Origin of the sequence: Streptomyces sp. NPDC058619 (assembly GCF_042717785.1) — a bacterium.
In the GTDB taxonomy this organism is placed as follows: domain Bacteria; phylum Actinomycetota; class Actinomycetes; order Streptomycetales; family Streptomycetaceae; genus Streptomyces.
In genome coordinates this window covers 1-15,956 of sequence record NZ_JBHXQN010000027.1, presented here as the reverse complement: position 1 = coordinate 15,956, position 15,956 = coordinate 1, and the positions used below count along the sequence as shown (strand labels likewise).

12 protein-coding genes and 1 pseudogene are annotated in these 15,956 nt (G+C 71.4%); 11 read left to right on the top strand and 2 right to left on the bottom strand.

Translation table 11 applies throughout. From position 1 onward, the window contains the following. Positions 1-28 precede the first annotated feature (28 nt). From ACFWTC_RS24415 to ACFWTC_RS24390, 6 genes are all read left to right on the top strand, one after another. Positions 29-4,036, top strand: a complete 4,008-nt coding sequence (locus ACFWTC_RS24415) for a discoidin domain-containing protein (RefSeq protein ID WP_384028176.1) — start codon at positions 29-31, stop codon at positions 4,034-4,036. Between the two features lie 192 nt (positions 4,037-4,228). After that, the gene (locus tag ACFWTC_RS24410; RefSeq protein WP_383929974.1) at positions 4,229-5,239 is read left to right on the top strand and encodes a LacI family DNA-binding transcriptional regulator; all 1,011 of its coding nucleotides are present in this window, start codon (positions 4,229-4,231) and stop codon (positions 5,237-5,239) included. Between the two features lie 213 nt (positions 5,240-5,452). After that, complete coding sequence (locus ACFWTC_RS24405) at positions 5,453-6,850, top strand: ABC transporter substrate-binding protein (RefSeq protein ID WP_383929972.1); 1,398 nt, start codon at positions 5,453-5,455, stop codon at positions 6,848-6,850. 99 nt (positions 6,851-6,949) lie between these two features. Beyond that, positions 6,950-7,858 carry a carbohydrate ABC transporter permease gene (locus tag ACFWTC_RS24400; RefSeq protein WP_384028177.1) on the top strand — a complete coding sequence of 303 codons (909 nt, stop codon included), beginning with the start codon at positions 6,950-6,952 and terminating at the stop codon, positions 7,856-7,858. A gap of 27 nt (positions 7,859-7,885) precedes the next feature. Further along, on the top strand, positions 7,886-8,761 hold the full coding sequence (locus ACFWTC_RS24395) for a carbohydrate ABC transporter permease (RefSeq protein ID WP_383929966.1): 876 nt from the start codon (positions 7,886-7,888) through the stop codon (positions 8,759-8,761). A gap of 59 nt (positions 8,762-8,820) precedes the next feature. Further along, positions 8,821-10,428: a glycoside hydrolase family 13 protein gene (locus ACFWTC_RS24390; protein ID WP_384028178.1), complete on the top strand. Its 1,608-nt coding sequence runs from the start codon at positions 8,821-8,823 to the stop codon at positions 10,426-10,428. 147 nt (positions 10,429-10,575) lie between these two features. On the opposite strand, the gene ACFWTC_RS24385 is transcribed toward ACFWTC_RS24390, so the two are convergent. Next, positions 10,576-11,802: a citrate synthase gene (locus ACFWTC_RS24385; RefSeq protein ID WP_383929961.1), complete on the bottom strand. Its 1,227-nt coding sequence runs from the start codon at positions 11,800-11,802 to the stop codon at positions 10,576-10,578. A 70-nt stretch (positions 11,803-11,872) separates the two neighbouring features. Between ACFWTC_RS24385 and ACFWTC_RS24380 the strand changes: the two genes are divergently transcribed. The 5 genes and pseudogenes from ACFWTC_RS24380 to ACFWTC_RS24360 all read left to right on the top strand — a co-directional run bounded on the left by ACFWTC_RS24380 (position 11,873) and on the right by ACFWTC_RS24360 (position 15,067). Beyond that, on the top strand, positions 11,873-13,024 hold the full coding sequence (locus tag ACFWTC_RS24380; RefSeq protein WP_384028179.1) for a citrate synthase: 1,152 nt from the start codon (positions 11,873-11,875) through the stop codon (positions 13,022-13,024). Positions 13,025-13,038: 14 nt separating this feature from the next. Continuing rightward, positions 13,039-14,241, top strand: a complete 1,203-nt coding sequence (locus ACFWTC_RS24375) for a CobW family GTP-binding protein (protein WP_384028180.1) — start codon at positions 13,039-13,041, stop codon at positions 14,239-14,241. 148 nt (positions 14,242-14,389) lie between these two features. After that, a pseudogene (locus ACFWTC_RS24370) lies at positions 14,390-14,493 on the top strand (RNA polymerase subunit sigma-24); the annotation flags it as partial. Between the two features lie 24 nt (positions 14,494-14,517). Beyond that, positions 14,518-14,709: a hypothetical protein gene (locus ACFWTC_RS24365; protein ID WP_383929995.1), complete on the top strand. Its 192-nt coding sequence runs from the start codon at positions 14,518-14,520 to the stop codon at positions 14,707-14,709. Positions 14,710-14,869: 160 nt separating this feature from the next. After that, positions 14,870-15,067, top strand: coding sequence for a hypothetical protein (locus ACFWTC_RS24360; RefSeq protein WP_384028181.1), 198 nt, complete (start codon positions 14,870-14,872; stop codon positions 15,065-15,067). 157 nt (positions 15,068-15,224) lie between these two features. Here the strand turns inward: ACFWTC_RS24360 and ACFWTC_RS24355 are convergent. After that, on the bottom strand, positions 15,225-15,956 hold a 732-nt coding region (locus ACFWTC_RS24355; protein WP_384074544.1), incomplete at its 5' end, for a transposase.

Sequence of the window (15,956 nt, the reverse complement as noted above, 5' to 3'; positions counted from 1 at the left end):
AAAACTCATGCCCGAGGGACGAGGACATATGAGAAGGCTCCATTGGAGATGGCGCGCCCTGGCCGCCGTCATCAGCACGGCCCTGTTGATGACGGGCTGGCCCGCCCTGACCGCCGCAGCCGCCGGTGGTCCGAGCATCGCCGCGGGCGGACCCGCGGCCGCGAGCAGTACCAATGGCGCGTACACCGCCGCCAACGTCACCGACGGCAACCAGTCGACGTACTGGGAGAGCGCGGGCGGCGCCCTCCCGCAGTGGGTGCAGACCGATCTGGGCGCCACCACCCGCGTCGACCAGGTGGTGCTCAAACTGCCCGCCGCCTGGGAGAGCCGCAGCCAGACCCTGTCCGTCCAGGGCAGCGCCGACGGCACCAGCTTCAGCATCCTGGTCAACTCGGCCTCCTACACCTTCGGCCAGGGCAGCGGCAACACGGTGACCGTCACCTTCCCCGCCACCCAGACCCGCTACGTGCGGATCAACATCACCGCCAACACGGGCTGGCAGGCCGCGCAGATCTCCGAGCTGGAAGTCCGCGCGCCCGGTGACTCCTCCGCCAACCTGGCCCTGGGCAAGACCCTGACCGCCAGCAGCAACACCCAGGCCTACGTGCCGGCCAACGCCAACGACGGCAACACCGCCAGCTACTGGGAGAGCGTCAACAACGCCCTGCCCCAGTGGATCCAGGCCGACCTCGGCTCCTCCGTCCGCGTCGACCGCGTGGTCCTGCGGCTGCCCGAGGGCTGGGGCGCCCGCACCCAGACCCTGAAGATCCAGGGCAGCGCCAACGGTTCGGACTTCACCGACCTCACCGCCTCCAAGGCCTACGACTTTGCACCGGCCGGCGGCAACGCGGTGTCCGTCACCTTCGACGCCGCGACGACCCGGTACCTGCGCGTGCTGATCTCGCTCAACTCCGTCCAGCCCGGCGGCCAGCTCTCCGAGCTGGAGATCTACGGTCCGCAGACCGGGGACACCCTGGCCCCCTCGGCTCCGTCCGGTCTGGCCCTGAGCGAGCCCGCCACCGGCCAGGTCAAGCTCACCTGGCAGGCCTCCACCGACAACGTCGGCGTCACCGGCTACGAGGTGTACGCCAACAACCACCTGCGCACCAGCGTCGCGGGCGGCGTGACCACCTTCACCGACACCCAGCCGGGCAGTGCCACCGTCACCTACTTCGTGCGGGCCAAGGACGCCGCGGGCAACCGCTCCGGCGACAGCAACTCCGTCACCCGCAACGGCGCCGGGGGCGGCGGCTCGAACCTGGCCGTCGGCAAGCCGATCGCCGGCTCCTCCGTGATCCACACCTTCGCCGCGGAGAACGCCAACGACAACAGCACGGCCACCTACTGGGAGGGCGCGGCCGGCGCCTACCCCAGCACCCTCACGGTCAAGCTCGGCGCCAACGCCGACACCGACCGCGTCGTCCTCAAGCTCAACCCGGACAGCTCCTGGGGCGCCCGCACCCAGAACATCCAGGTCCTCGGCCGCGAGCAGAGCGCCCAGGCCGTCACCAGCCTGGTCGCCGCCAGGGACTACGCGTTCAGCCCGGCGTCCGGGAACACCGTCACCATCCCGCTGACCGCCCGCGTAGCGGACGTCCAGCTGCGGTTCACCTCCAACACCGGCTCCTCCAACGGGCAGATCGCGGAGTTCCAGGTCATCGGCGTGCCGGCACCCAACCCCGACCTGGTGGTCACCGCGCTGAGCGCGGCCCCGGCCGCCCCGGTCGAGTCGGACGCCGTCACCCTGTCCGCGACCGTCAAGAACGCCGGCCCGGCTCCGGCCGCGGCCACCGCCGTCACCGTCCAGCTCGGCGGCACGAAGGCCGGTACCGCCGCCGTGCCGGCGCTCGCCGCGGGTGCCTCGGCCACCGTCACCGCCGCCATCGGCCCGCGCGACGCCGGTACGTACCCGCTGAGCGCGATCGTCGACGAGGCGAACGCGGTCGTCGAGCAGAACGACACGAACAACACCTTCACCGGATCGCCGCTGGTGGTCCGCCCCGTCGACAGCTCCGACCTCGTCGCGTCGGCCGTGACCTGGTCGCCGAGCGCCCCGTCCGCGGGCCAGCCGGTGAACTTCGCCGTCACCGTCCGCAACCAGGGCGCCGTCGCGGCCGCCGCCGGAACGCACGAGATCACCCTCACCCTGCTGGACGCGGGCGGCGCCACCGTGCGTACGCTCACAGGCTCCTTCAGCGGCGCCCTCGCCGCCGGCGCCTCCACCGCCCCGATCGCGCTCGGCAGCTGGCCGGCCGCCAATGGCAAGTACACCGTCAGGACGGTCCTTGCCGCGGACGCCAACGAGCTGCCGGTCAAGCGCGGCAACAACACCTCCACCAAACCGTTCTTCGTGGGCCGCGGGGCGAACATGCCCTTCGACATGTACGAGGCCGAGGACGGCGTCGTCGGCGGCGGCGCCGGGGTGGTCGGCCCCAACCGGACCATCGGCGACATCGCGGGCGAGGCCTCGGGCCGCAAGGCGGTCAGCCTCGACGCGACCGGCGAGTACGTGGAGTTCACCACTCGGGCCGCCACGAACACCCTGGTCACGCGGTTCTCCATCCCGGACGCACCGGGCGGCGGGGGCATCGACTCCACGATCAGCGTCTACGTCAACGGCGTCTTCAAGAAGGCCCTGCCGCTGACCTCCAAGTACGCGTGGCTGTACGGGGCCGAGGCCTCCCCGGGCGACTCGCCCGGCTCCGGCGCCCCCCGCCACATCTACGACGAGGCCAACATCCTGCTGGGCGAGACCGTCCCGCAGGGCAGCCGGATACGCCTCCAGAAGGACGCGTCCAACACCTCCGTCTACGCGATCGACTTCGTGAGCCTGGAGCAGGCCACCGCGCTCCCCAACCCGGACCCGGCGACCTACGCCGTGCCCGCCGGCCTGACCCACCAAGACGTGCAGAACGCCCTGGACAGGGTTCGGATGGACACCACCGGCAAGCTCGTCGGCGTCTACCTGCCGCCCGGCGACTACCAGACGGCCGGCAAGTTCCAGGTGTACGGCAAGGCCGTGCAGGTGGCCGGCGCCGGGCCGTGGTTCACCCGCTTCCGCGCACCCTCGACCCAGGACAACACCGACATCGGCTGGCGCGCGGAGGGCACCGCGAAGGGCTCGTCCTTCACGGGCTTCGCCTACTTCGGCAACTACACGTCGCGCATCGACGGCCCCGGCAAGGTCTTCGACTTCGCCAACGTCTCCGACATCACCATCGACAACATCTGGAACGAGCACATGGTGTGCCTGTACTGGGGCGCCAACACCGACCGGATCACCATCAAGAACTCCCGGATCCGCAACATGTTCGCCGACGGCATCAACATGACCAACGGCAGCACGGACAACCTCGTGACCAACAACGAGGCGCGGGCCACCGGGGACGACAGCTTCGCGCTGTTCTCCGCGATCGACGCGGGTGGCGCGGACATGAAGAACAACGTCTACGAGAACCTGACCACGATCCTGACCTGGCGCGCTGCGGGCGTCGCCGTCTACGGCGGCTTCAACAACACCTTCCGCAACATCCACATCGCCGACACCCTCGTCTACTCGGGCATCACCATCAGCTCGCTGGACTTCGGGTATCCGATGAACGGGTTCGGGACCGATCCGACGACCTTCGAGAACATCTCGATCGTCCGGTCCGGCGGTCACTTCTGGGGCGCGCAGACCTTCCCGGGGATCTGGGTCTTCTCGGCCTCCAAGGTCTTCCAGGGCATCCGGATCAACAACGTCGACATCGTCGACCCGACGTACAGCGGGATCATGTTCCAGACGCAGTACGTGGGAGGGCAGCCCGTCAACCCGATCAAGGACACCATCCTGAGGGACATCACCATCACCGGCGCGAAGAAGAGCGGTGACGCCTTCGACGCCAAGTCGGGCTTCGGCCTCTGGGCGAACGAGATGCCCGAGGCGGGGCAGGGTCCCGCGGTCGGCGAGGTCACCTTCCACAACCTGAAGATGAACGACAACGCGGTGGACGTGCGGAACACGACGTCCACGTTCAGGATCAACCAGCTGCCGTAGTCGTGCGCGGGCGGGGCGCCCTTCCGGGGGTGCCCCGCTCCCGTCGCTCCCACCAGTTCAGTCACGCCCACTTGGGCTCCACCGGCGTCCGCGGCCCCAGCGCGCGGCCCCTTCCGGGCCGCGCTCGCGTGCGTCAAACTGGTTGTAATCGAACCGCAAGGAACTTGCATTCCTTGCGCTACTCTTGCGCTCATGACGCGACGACTTGCTCAAGTGGCCAAGAAGGTGGGAGTCAGCGAGGCAACGGTCAGCCGGGTGCTCAACGGCAAGCCGGGCGTTTCGGAGGCGACCCGACAGTCCGTGCTCACGGCCCTCGACGTCCTCGGCTACGAGCGCCCCACCCAGCTGCGCGGCGAGCGGGCCCGACTGGTCGGGCTGGTCCTGCCCGAGCTGCAGAACCCCATCTTCCCGGCCTTCGCCGAGGTCATCGGCGGCGCCCTGGCCCAGCAGGGCCTGACGCCGGTGCTGTGCACCCAGACCACCGGCGGGGTGTCCGAGGCCGACTACGTCGAGCTGCTGCTCCAGCAGCAGGTGTCCGGCGTCGTCTTCGCCGGAGGCCTCTTCGCGCAGGCCGACGCCCCGCACGAGCACTACCGGCTGCTCTCGGAGCGCAAGGTTCCGGTGGTGCTGATCAACGCATCCATCGACGACCTCGGGTTCCCGTGCGTGGCCTGCGACGACGCGGTCGCGGTCGAGCAGGCCTGGCGCCACCTGGCCTCCCTCGGGCACGAGCGGATCGGTCTGGTGCTGGGGCCCCCCGACCACATACCCTCGCTGCGCAAGCTGGTCGCCGCCCAGGCGGTGGTCGCCGCCGCCGGCGCCGAGCTGCCGGCCGCCCACGTGGAGCGGACGCTGTTCTCGCTTGAGGGGGGCCACGCGGCCGCCTCCCGGCTGCTGGACCGCGGGGTCACCGGCATCATCTGCGCCAGCGACCCGTTGGCCCTGGGGGCCGTACGGGCCGCCCGCCGCCGGGGGATGGACGTGCCCCGGGAGGTCTCCGTGGTGGGGTACGACGACTCCGCGTTCATGAACTGCACCGAGCCGCCCCTGACCACCGTCCGGCAGCCCATCGAGGCCATGGGCCGGGCCGCGGTCGAACTGCTCACCGCGCAGATCCAAGGGGCCGCCGTGCAGCCCGGAGAGCTCCTCTTCGAGCCGGAGCTGGTGGTCCGCGGCTCCACGGCGCAGGCTCCGCGCCGGTAGGGCGCGCAGGGCCCGTACGGCCCGCAGGCGAAGCGACCAGGGCTTCGGAACGTCCATCGGACGGTCCGAAGCCCTTTTTGCGTCCGGCGTCCGACGCTCGTCTGTCAATGACTTACCAAATCTGCGTGAGATATTGCGTTCATCTGTAGGGGGTGGTTGAGTGTGCCGTGCTCGCCCCCACGCCTCCTGCCCGATGCTCGAAGGGGTCCACCGATGAGAACCAACGTCCGCCGCAACATCGCGGCCGCCCTCGCCTCCACGCTCGCCGTCACCGCCCTCGCGGCCTGCGGTACGAGCAGCAGCGGCGACGACAAGCCCCAGGCCGGCGGGAGTTCGGCCGACGCCACCACCCCGCTCGACCCGAAGGCCAAGGTCACCATCTCCATCGACTGCATGCCGCCCGCGGCCAAGGCGGCCGAGCTCAAGCAGTGGAAGGAGGACGTGGCGGAGTTCAACAAGACCTACCCGAACGTCACCATCGAAGGCCGCTCCACCCCGGGTCAGTGCCTGGAGCCCCCGCGCTTCACCGCGATGCTCAAGGCCAAGTCGCAGCCGGACGTCTTCTACGCCTACTTCACCGACCTCCAGCAGGTGCTCGACAACGACGGGGCGCAGGACATCGCCGCGTACGTCACCCCCGCTTCGGTCCCCGCGCTCGGTGACATCGACAAGAACGTGATGGACGTCCTCAAGCGCGACGGCAAGCTCTACGGCGTCCCCACCAGCAACTACACGATGGGCCTGCTGGTCAACCGGGGGCTCTTCCAGCGGGCGGGCCTCGACCCCGACAACCCGCCCCGCACCTGGGAGGAGGTCCGGGCGGCCGCCAAGAAGATCGCGGCCCTCGGCAACGGCGTCGCCGGCTTCGGCGAGTACAGCGTCGAGAACACCGGCGGCTGGCACTACACGGCCACCATGTACGGCCTCGGCGGCGACGTCGTGGGCGCCGACGGCAAGGCGGCCTTCAACAACCCCACCGGCCGACGGATCGTCGACAACCTCCGCGCCATGCGCTGGGAGGACGACAGCATGGGCAAGACCCAGCTGCTCAAGTGGGGCGACCTGCAGAAGCAGATGGCCTCGGACAAGCTCGGCATGTTCCTCGCCGCACCCGACGACATCACGTACATGGTCCAGCAGCTCGGCGCCAAGTACGACAACTTCGGCATGGGCCCCATCCCCGGCGGCGCGGCCACCCTGGCCGGCGGCAACGGCTACATGATCAAGAAGGGCAGCTCGCCCGACAAGGTCAAGGCCGCCATCGCGTGGCTGAACTTCAAGACCCTCACGATCGGCAAGGGCCAGTTCCAGTACGACCGGAGCAAGGCCGACGGCCTGCCCGTCGGTCTGCCCCAGCCCGCCTTCTTCACCGGCGCGGGCAAGATCAAGGACGACGAGCTGAAGGCGGCGAGCGCCACCATGCCGGTCGCCAACTTCAAGCCCTTCCTGGACAACCCGGTGCCCGGCAAGGCGGAACCGGTGAAGGCGCAAGAGGTCTACAAGGTCCTCGACAAGGTGATGTCGGGCGTCCTCACCAACAAGGACGCCGACCCCGCCCAGCTCCTCGGCGACGCGGAGAAGGCGGTCAACCAGGTGCTGGGGAACCAGTAGCGGCCCGGGTGGGTCCGGCGGTGAGCCTCCCCGCCCCCCGGCCCCACCCGCCCCACTTCCCCCCCCAGACGGCGACGATCCACCAAGGAGCGAGCGGCGATGTCGGCCCCCACCCTGCCCCGGGACTCCCGCGCGGAGTTCCTGCGGGCCTTCAAGCGCAACCTCACGGCCCACGGCTTCCTGATCGGCGCCGTCCTCTGCTTCTCCTTCTTCTCCTGGTACCCGATGGTCCGGGAGTTCCTGCTGGCCTTCCAGAAGACCGAGGGCGGTGCCACCCGCTGGGTCGGCTGGGACAACTTCCGCTACGTCTTCGCGGACCCGAACGTCTGGCAGGCCTGGCGCAACACCCTGCTCTTCACCGGGCTTGCCCTGCTCTTCGGGTTCCTAATCCCCTTCGTGGTCTCCCTCGTGCTGAACGAGTTCCGTCACGCGCAGGGCTACCTGCGGCTGCTCGTCTACCTGCCGGTGATGATGCCGCCGGTGGCCTCGATCCTGCTCTTCAAGTACTTCTACGACCCCGGCTACGGCCTCTTCAACCGGGCGCTGGAGTTCCTGCACCTCCCGCCGCAGGACTGGCTCCAGTCCACCGACACCGCGATGCTCTCGGTCGTCATCGCCTCGACCTGGATGAACATGGGCGGCGCGACCCTGATCTACCTGGCCGCCCTCCAGGGCGTCCCGGGCGAGCTGTACGAGGCCGCCGAGCTCGACGGGGCCGGTCTGCTGCGCAAGATCTGGCACGTCACGATCCCGCAGACCAAGCTCATCCTCTCGCTCATGCTGCTGATGCAGATCATCGCGACGATGCAGGTCTTCGTCGAACCCTTCCTGCTGACCGGCGGCGCCGGCCCGGAAGGCTCGACCACCACCGTCGTCATCCTCATCTACCAGTACGCCTTCAGCTTCAACCAGTACGGCGGCGCCGCGGCCCTGGGCCTGTGCCTGCTCGTCCTGCTCGCGGGCTTCTCCGCCCTGAACGTCCGCCTCAGCCGCGACAACGAGAACTGACCAGGAACCCGCCGGGGAGTACTTCACATGGCAGAGCGCACGCTGATATCACCGGCCCAACTCGGCCGCACCCGGGGCAAGATCCTCTACTGGACCGTCCTCGTCCTGGTCGTGGCCGGCTTCACCCTCGTCTTCCTCGGGCCCCTCTACTGGATGGTCGCGGGCGGTCTCAAGAGCACCGAGGAGTTCGTCCAGGTCCCGCCGACGCTGGTGCCCGACTCCCTGCACACCGCCAACTACGAAGCCGCCTGGAAGGTGATGGACCTCGCCAAGCTGCTGTTCAACACCCTCTATTACGCCTTCGGCGCCCTCGCCTTCCAGCTCGTCCTCGACGTGGCCGCCGCCTACTCGCTGTCCCGGCTGCGGCCCGTCTTCGGCAAGGCCGTGCTCGGCATGATGCTGGCGACCCTGATGATCCCGGCGACCGTCCTCGTCGTACCGCAGTACCTCACGGTCCTGGACATGCCGATCATCGAGCGGAACCTGCTCAACACGCCCTGGGTGATCTGGCTGCCGTCCGTCACCAACGCCTTCAGCATCTTCCTGCTGAAGCGGTTCTTCGACTCCATCCCGCAGGAGATCCTCGACGCCGCCGCCATCGACGGGGCGAGCGCCCTGCGCATCCTGCGCTCCATCGTCCTGCCGATGTCGCGACCCATCCTCGGGGTCGTGTCGATCTTCGCGATCGTCGGCGTCTGGAAGGACTTCCTCTGGCCCATGCTGACCCTTCCGGACCCCGCCCTGCAAACGCTCAACGTCGGCATCTACTCGCTGGCCTCGGGCGTCCCCGAGAACCACCTCATCGCCGCGCTCGCGATGGCCTCGGCGCCCACGCTCGTCATCTTCCTGATCTTCCAGCGCAACATCATGAGCGGCCTGACGGCGGGCTCCCTCAAGGGCTGACCACCCCGAGCCCCAGCTCCGCCGCCGCGCCCGGCCGCCCCCTGCGAAAGGACCCCTCCGTGGCTGACTTTCCCCTGCCCCGACCCGCCGCCGACTGGTGGCGCACGGCCGCCATCTACCAGGTGTACGTACGCAGCTTCGCCGACGGCGACGGGGACGGCACCGGTGACCTCGCAGGCGTCCGGGCCCGCCTCCCGTACCTCGCCGACCTGGGCGTGGACGCCCTCTGGTTCACCCCCTGGTACCTCTCCCCGCTCGCCGACGGCGGCTACGACGTCGCCGACTACCGCACCATCGACCCCGCCTTCGGCACCCTGGCCGAGGCCGAGAAGCTCATCGCCGAGGCCCGCGAGCTGGGCATCCGCACCATCGTCGACATCGTCCCGAACCACGTGTCCGACCAGCACGCCTGGTTCCGGGCCGCCCTCGCCGCCGGCCCCGGCAGCCCGGAGCGGGAGCTGTTCCACTTCCGCCCCGGTCGCGGCGAGCACGGCGAACTGCCCCCCGGGGACTGGCCCTCGCAGTTCAACGGCGCCGACACCTGGACGCGGGTGCCGGACGGGGAGTGGTACCTGCACCTCTTCACCCCGCAGCAGCCCGACCTCAACTGGGACCACCCGGCCGTGCGCCGGGAGCACGAGGAGGTGCTGCGCTTCTGGTTCGAGCGCGGGGTGGCCGGCGTACGGATCGACTCCGCAGCCCTGCTCGCCAAGGATCCCGCCCTGCCCGACCTGGCGGGCCGCTCGCCGGAGCCCTGGCCGGGCGAGATCCACCCGTACATCGACCGCGACGAACTGCACCCCGTCTACCGCTCGTGGCGGGCCATCGCCGATGAGTACGGTGCGATCTTCGTCGGGGAGGTCTGGCTGCCCGACTCCGAGCGGTTCGCCCGCTACCTGCGCCCCGACGAGCTGCACACCGCGTTCAACTTCTCCTTCCTCAGCTGCCCGTGGGACGCGGAGCGGCTGCGCACCTCCATCACGGAGACCCTCGCCGAGCACGCCCCGGTCGGGGCCCCGGCCACCTGGGTGCTCTGCAACCACGACGTGACCCGTACGGTCACCCGCTACGGCCGAGCCGACACCGGCTTCGACTTCGCGGCCAAGGCCTTCGGAACCCCCACGGACCTGGAGCTCGGCACCCGTCGGGCGCGCGCCGCGGCCCTGCTGACGCTGGCCCTGCCCGGCGCCGTGTACGTCTACCAGGGCGAGGAGCTGGGGCTCCCCGAAGCCGACGTGCCGATCGGCCGCATCCAGGACCCGATGCACCTCCGGTCCGGCGGCACCGACCCCGGGCGGGACGGCTGCCGGGTGCCGCTGCCCTGGACCGCCGAGCCCTGGAGCGACCCGTGGCTGCCGCAGCCCGCGGACTGGCCGGCGTACGCGGCCGACCGGCAGGACGGCGATCCGGACTCCATGCTCTCCCTCTACCGCACCGCCCTCGGGCTGCGCCGCGCGGCGGCCGGCTTCGGCGGGGGCGGGCTGGAGTGGCTGCACGCGGCGCCCGGGGTGCTGGCGTTCGCCCGCCCCGACGGGCTGCTCTGCGTGGCCAACCTGTCCGGGGAGCCGGTCCCGCTGCCGGCCCACACGAGCCTCCTGCTGGGCAGCTCCGCCCATGACGACACGGGGCTGCTCCCGCAGGACACGGCGGTCTGGCTGCGGACCTGACGCCGCAGCCGGACCGCCGGCACCACCGCCCGCGCGGCCGGGTGTACCGGGTGCCGAAGAAACCGCGGGGGCCCTGAGCCGCGGGGCCCCGCGGGCTTCCGGCGGACCCGCGGGGCCGGCGGGCGCGGGCCGGGGGGCCCGCGCCCGTCAGGGCATCGGCTGCGGCGGGCGCGGACCCTGGTACTGGCCGCTGGGCCGCATGCGCAGCGGCCGCTCCTCGTACTCCTCCAGCGCGTGTGCGATCCAGCCCGCCGTGCGCGCCACCGCGAACACGGTCTCCCCGGCTTCCGCACGCATCCCGTACGACACCGTCAGGACGGCCAGCGCCAGGTCCACGTTGGCGTACAGCCCGGGCCTGCGGGCGGCGGTCGTGGCCACCACCTCCCGGGCGGCCGCCAGCGCGGGCCCCGCCTGCGGCAGCGCCGCCAGGCGGGCGAACAGGGCGCCGGCCCGGGGGTCCTCGCCCCGGTACAGCCGGTGCCCGAGCCCCGGAACGCGCCGTCCCGCCCGCAGGTGGTCGGCGACGACGGGCGCAGCGCCGCCCCGTTCCAGCGCCTCGGCCAGCATCCCGTGCGCGAGCCGCCCAGCCGCACCGTGCAGCGGCCCTTCCAGGACGCCGAGTCCGGCCGACACCACCGCGTACGGATGGGCCCGCGCCGACGCGGCCACCCGTACGGCCAGGGTCGACGCGGCCAGGTCGTGGTCGATCAGCAGCCCGAGCGCCAGGTCGAGCACGGCCAGCGCGTCCGGGTCGGGCTCCCGCTCCGTCAGCCGCGGCCACAACTGCCGGGCCGTGCGGCCGTCCCCGGCCCACTGCGCCCGCCCGAGCACCGGCAGGGCTCCGACCAGCGTCGGAATCAGGCAGCGCGCGGAGCCCAGTACGGCCTCGGGGGAGAGGTCGAAGCGCAGCGGGTCCGTGACAGCTGCGGCGGCCGTCGCCACCCGCAGCCGGTCGACCGGCCCGCTGTGCCCGGGCAGCGCGGCCACCGCCCGCCGGGCGGCGGCCAGGGTGTCGGGCGGAGCGGTGAACCGGGCCCCGCGGGGCAGGGCTCCGGTCCAGAGCCATTCGGCGACCTCTTCGCAGGGGTGCGCCGAGGCCAGCTCGACCGCGTCGACGCCCCGGTAGTAGTACCGGTCGTCCTCGATGAGGGTCAGCGAGGTCCGGACGGAGAGTTCCCCCGCCGGGACCGCCGCCTCGCGCCTGCTGCGCCGGGCGAGGGCCTCCACCTCGTGCGCGTCGAAGGTGCTGCCGCGGCCCACCGCGTCCCGCCGGCTCGTGAGCTGGCCGCGGCTGACGTACGCGTACACGGTCGCGGGCTTCACCCCGAGCAGCTCCGCGGCCTGCCGGGTGGTGAGCCGTTGCGCTTCGTCCATGCACGGCACTCTATACACATTGATTCAATCAATATTGACAATGATTGTGTCAATCATCGATGGTCGATCCATGAACACCACCGTCGAAGTACCCCGCGGTCTCGCGGGAGTCGTGGTCACCGAGACCGAAATCGGTGACGTCCGGGGCCGCGAGGGCTTCTACCACTACCGTCAGTACTCGGCCGTCGAGCTCGCCGGCAGCCGGGCCTTCGAGGACGTCTGGCACCTCATGTTCCGCGGCACGCTCCCGTCGGACGCGGCCGAGCGGGCCGCCTTCGCCGCCGAGATCGCCCCGCTGCGCAGGCTGCCCGCCGCGGTCCGGGACGCCCTGCCGGGACTCGCCCGGGCCACCGCCCTCTCCGGCCCCCTCGCCGGGCTGCGGACGGCCCTCTCGCTGCTGGGCGCCTCCGCGGGCTTCCGCCCCGTCTACGACCTCGACCCCGGCCGCCGGGCCGCCGAGGCGCTGGCCGCCTGCGCCGCCGTACCGACCCTGCTCACCGCCCTGCACCGGCTGGGGCAGGGGCAGGAGCCGGTCGAGCCGCGCGACGACCTCCCGTACGCCGCCAACTACCTCTACATGCTGACCGGCAGCGAACCCGATCCGGTCAGGGCCCGCGCGGTCGAGCAGTACCTCATCTCCACCATCGACCACGGGTTCAACGCCTCGACCTTCACCGCCCGCGTCATCGCCTCCACCGGCGCCGACGTCGCGGCCTGCCTGACCGGGGCCGTCGGGGCCCTCTCCGGACCGCTGCACGGCGGCGCCCCGAGCCGGGCCCTGGACACCCTGGACGCCATCGGCACCGTCGAGCGCATCGAGCCGTGGATCCGCGAGCGGGTGCTCGCCGGCGACCGGATCATGGGCTTCGGGCATCCCGTCTACCGCACCGAGGACCCGCGCTCGCGCATGCTCCGCGACATCGCCCTGGGCTTCGGCGGCCCGCTCGTGGACTTCGCGGTCGAGGTCGAGCGCCAGGTCGAGCGGATCCTCGCCGAGCTCAAGCCCGGCCGCGAACTGCACACCAACGTGGAGTTCTACGCGGGCGTGGTCATGGAGCTGTGCGGGCTGCCGCGCGCCATGTTCACCCCGACCTTCTGTGCGGCCCGCGTGGTCGGCTGGAGTGCGAACATCCTCGAACAGGCCGCCGACTCGAAGATCATCCGCCCCTCGGCCCGCTACACCGGACCCCTCGCTCCGGAACCGGTCCCGGCCGCGGGCTGACTACGATCGACCGGGTGAACAGCAGGCAGCCCGTCCCCGTCGTCGTCCTCGCCGGTTTCCTCGGCTCGGGCAAGACCACCGTGCTCAACCACCTCCTCACCCACCGCGGAGGCACCCGCATCGGAGTCGTCGTCAACGACTTCGGCTCGATCGAGGTCGACGCCATGTCCGTGGCCGGCCGGCTCGGCGACTCGATGGTCTCCCTCGGCGGCGGCTGCCTGTGCTGCGCCGTCGACGGCAGCGAGCTCGACGCGTACCTGGAGAAGCTGGCGGCGCCCGCCCACCGCATCGACGTCATCGTCATCGAGGCGAGCGGGCTGGCCGAGCCCCAGGAGATGATCCGGATGCTGATGGCCAGCGAGAACCCGGACGTCCGCTACGGCGGCATGGTGCAGGTCGTGGACGCGGCGGAGTTCGACGCGACCCGGGACAAGCACCCGGAGACCGACCGGCACCTGGCGGTCGCCGACCTGGTGGTGCTCAACAAGACCGACCGGGTGGACCCCGCCGAGCGGGCCCGGATCGAGGGGGTCCTCGACACGCTCTGCGCCCCGGGCACCCCGCGGATCGGCGCCGACCACGGCCGGATCGATCCGGAGCTCCTCTTCGACCGCCGGCCGTGGACCGAGACCCGCGGACAGCTCTCCTTCGAGGACCTGCTCGCGGAGGGGGACGGCCCCGGACACGGAGCGGACCGCGAGCAGGGCCACGAGGCGGGCCACGAGGCGGGCCACGAGGCGGGCCACGCGCAGGATCCCGATCACGCCCACGGCCCCGGTTGCGGCCACGACCGGGCCGCCCACCCGCACGCGGCGTACGAGAGCCTGGAGTTCACCTCCCGCGAGGCCCTCTCCCCGCGCCGGTTCATCGACTTCCTCGACCGCCGCCCGCCCGGCCTCTACCGGATCAAGGGCTTCGTGTACTTCGGGGTCCCCGGGCACGGGGGGCGGTACGAGGTCCACGCGGTCGGCCGCTTCCTCCGCTTCGCCCCGCAGCCGTGGGGGCGGGGCGAAGCGCGCCTGAGCCAGCTGGTCCTGATCGGCTCCGGCATCGACGCCGCCGGGCTGCTCCGCGACCTGGAGGCCTGCCGCGAACCCGCCCCGCACGAGCTGGGCCCCGAGAGCATGTGGGGCGTACTGCGGTACGTGGCGCGGCAGGGGCAGGGGCAGGAGCAGTGGCTGGGGCATGAGCAGGAAGCCGACCGTACCGAGGACTGACGGCTCCCACCCGGCGGTCGGCCGCCGGCGAATCCGCTGAACGTCGTCGCCCGGCAGCCTGCCGGCGACTACGAGCCCGGCCGGTCCCACTGAACGCGGCCGGCCGGCCGGGCGGGACGAGCGGAAGCGGAGGGGGACGTGGCGTGAGCAGGCCGAGGACGCGGTGCAGGCGACGTGGCTGCGCTACGACGGCTCGACGACCCGGCCCGAGTCGGCCAAGGTCGGCCTCCCTCCGCGGCCGTGACACGGCTCAGGACGTCCGGCCGAAGCGCGGCAGTGGACGACGACCGGCGGGAGCTCAGCCTCTCGGGCAAGCGCAGGCTCGGCGGCCCGGCCCTCGTACGCCAGGCCACCACGGGTGTCCGGTCCCGCGCCGTCCTGCAACTGCGAGAGGACCACGGTGGTGCGCGGTTCAGTGCACTGGTGGGTGGCGAGTTCGTGCCGGGAGAAGGTGACCGGCTCGCCTGACGGGTCAGGTGCTGGGAGACGGTCCGGCCCACGTCGCAGCAGGGGCTGCTGAGCGGCGCGCTGCTGCCGGGCCTGCCCGGAAGGACCGGACCATGCTGCGGCGTGCGGCGTGCGGCCTGCGCGCAGAGCTCGACGGAGGGTCCCTTCCAGCCGGCGACTGGTGCTCGACCGGGAGGGCTACGAGCAGGACCCCTCTCCGCCGCTGCTCGCGACGGCGGCTGAGCTCCTGTTGCACGTGCTGCTGGCGGGCGCCTTCGGATCGCCCGTCGAACCGGTCATCAGGACCTGGGTGGCCACCGGCCGCATCCCGGTGGCCCCGCCCGCAGGCGCCGTCTCGATACCCCCGCCCACGACCTGACCTCGCGGGCGCGGACGCACCGGTCGAGCCCGCCCTGCGAAGCCCCGCTACCCTCGTCCGCTACCCCCGTCCGCCTGCGGCCACCGCTCCCCGACTGACAGTGAGGATGTACGTGAGCGTTCCCCGGCGGGGTCTGACCCACCTCCTAATGACGTTGTCAAGCCTCCGCTGTGACCGGGAGTTCGCGTTGATAGCACCGTCCGTCACGTATCAGTGCCCACAGAACGTTGACCCGTCGCCGGGCCAGCGCGAGGACGGCCTGGGTGTGCCGCTTGCCTTCGGCACGCTTGCGTTCGTAGAAACGCCGCGATGCGTCGCAGTTGCGGATGCTGATCAGCGCGGAGGTGTAGAAGACGCGTTGCAGGCCGCGGTGGTAGCGCCGTGGGCGGTGGAGGTTGCCGCTGACGTTGCCGGAGTCCCGTGGGACGGGGGCGACTCCGGCGAGGCTGGCCAGGCGGTCGGCGGTGGCGTAGCGGCTCATGTCGCCGGCGGTGGCGGCAAGGAACTCGGCGCCCAGCAGCGGGCCGATTCCGGGCATGCTGGAGATCACTTCGGCGAGTTCGTGGTCGCGAAACCGGGCCGCAATGAGCTTGTCGATCTCGGTGATCTGCTCGTTGAGGCCCATCACCTCCTTCGCCAGGGTATGGATCACCTGTGCGGTGATCTTCTCCCCAGGGACGGCGGTGTGCTGGCGCTCTGCCGCTTCCAGGGCCGCCGTGGCGAGGGCCTCGGGGCTGCGGACGTGGCGGTTGCGCAGCCAGGTCTCCAGCCGCTTGCGGCCGGTGCGGCGCAGGGCGGCCGGGGTCTGGTAGCCGGGTGTGTCCTGAACATGAATAGGAGTTGGTAGTAGGGCAGCTTCTGGAAATGATGCTGTGCGAGGGATGAAGGA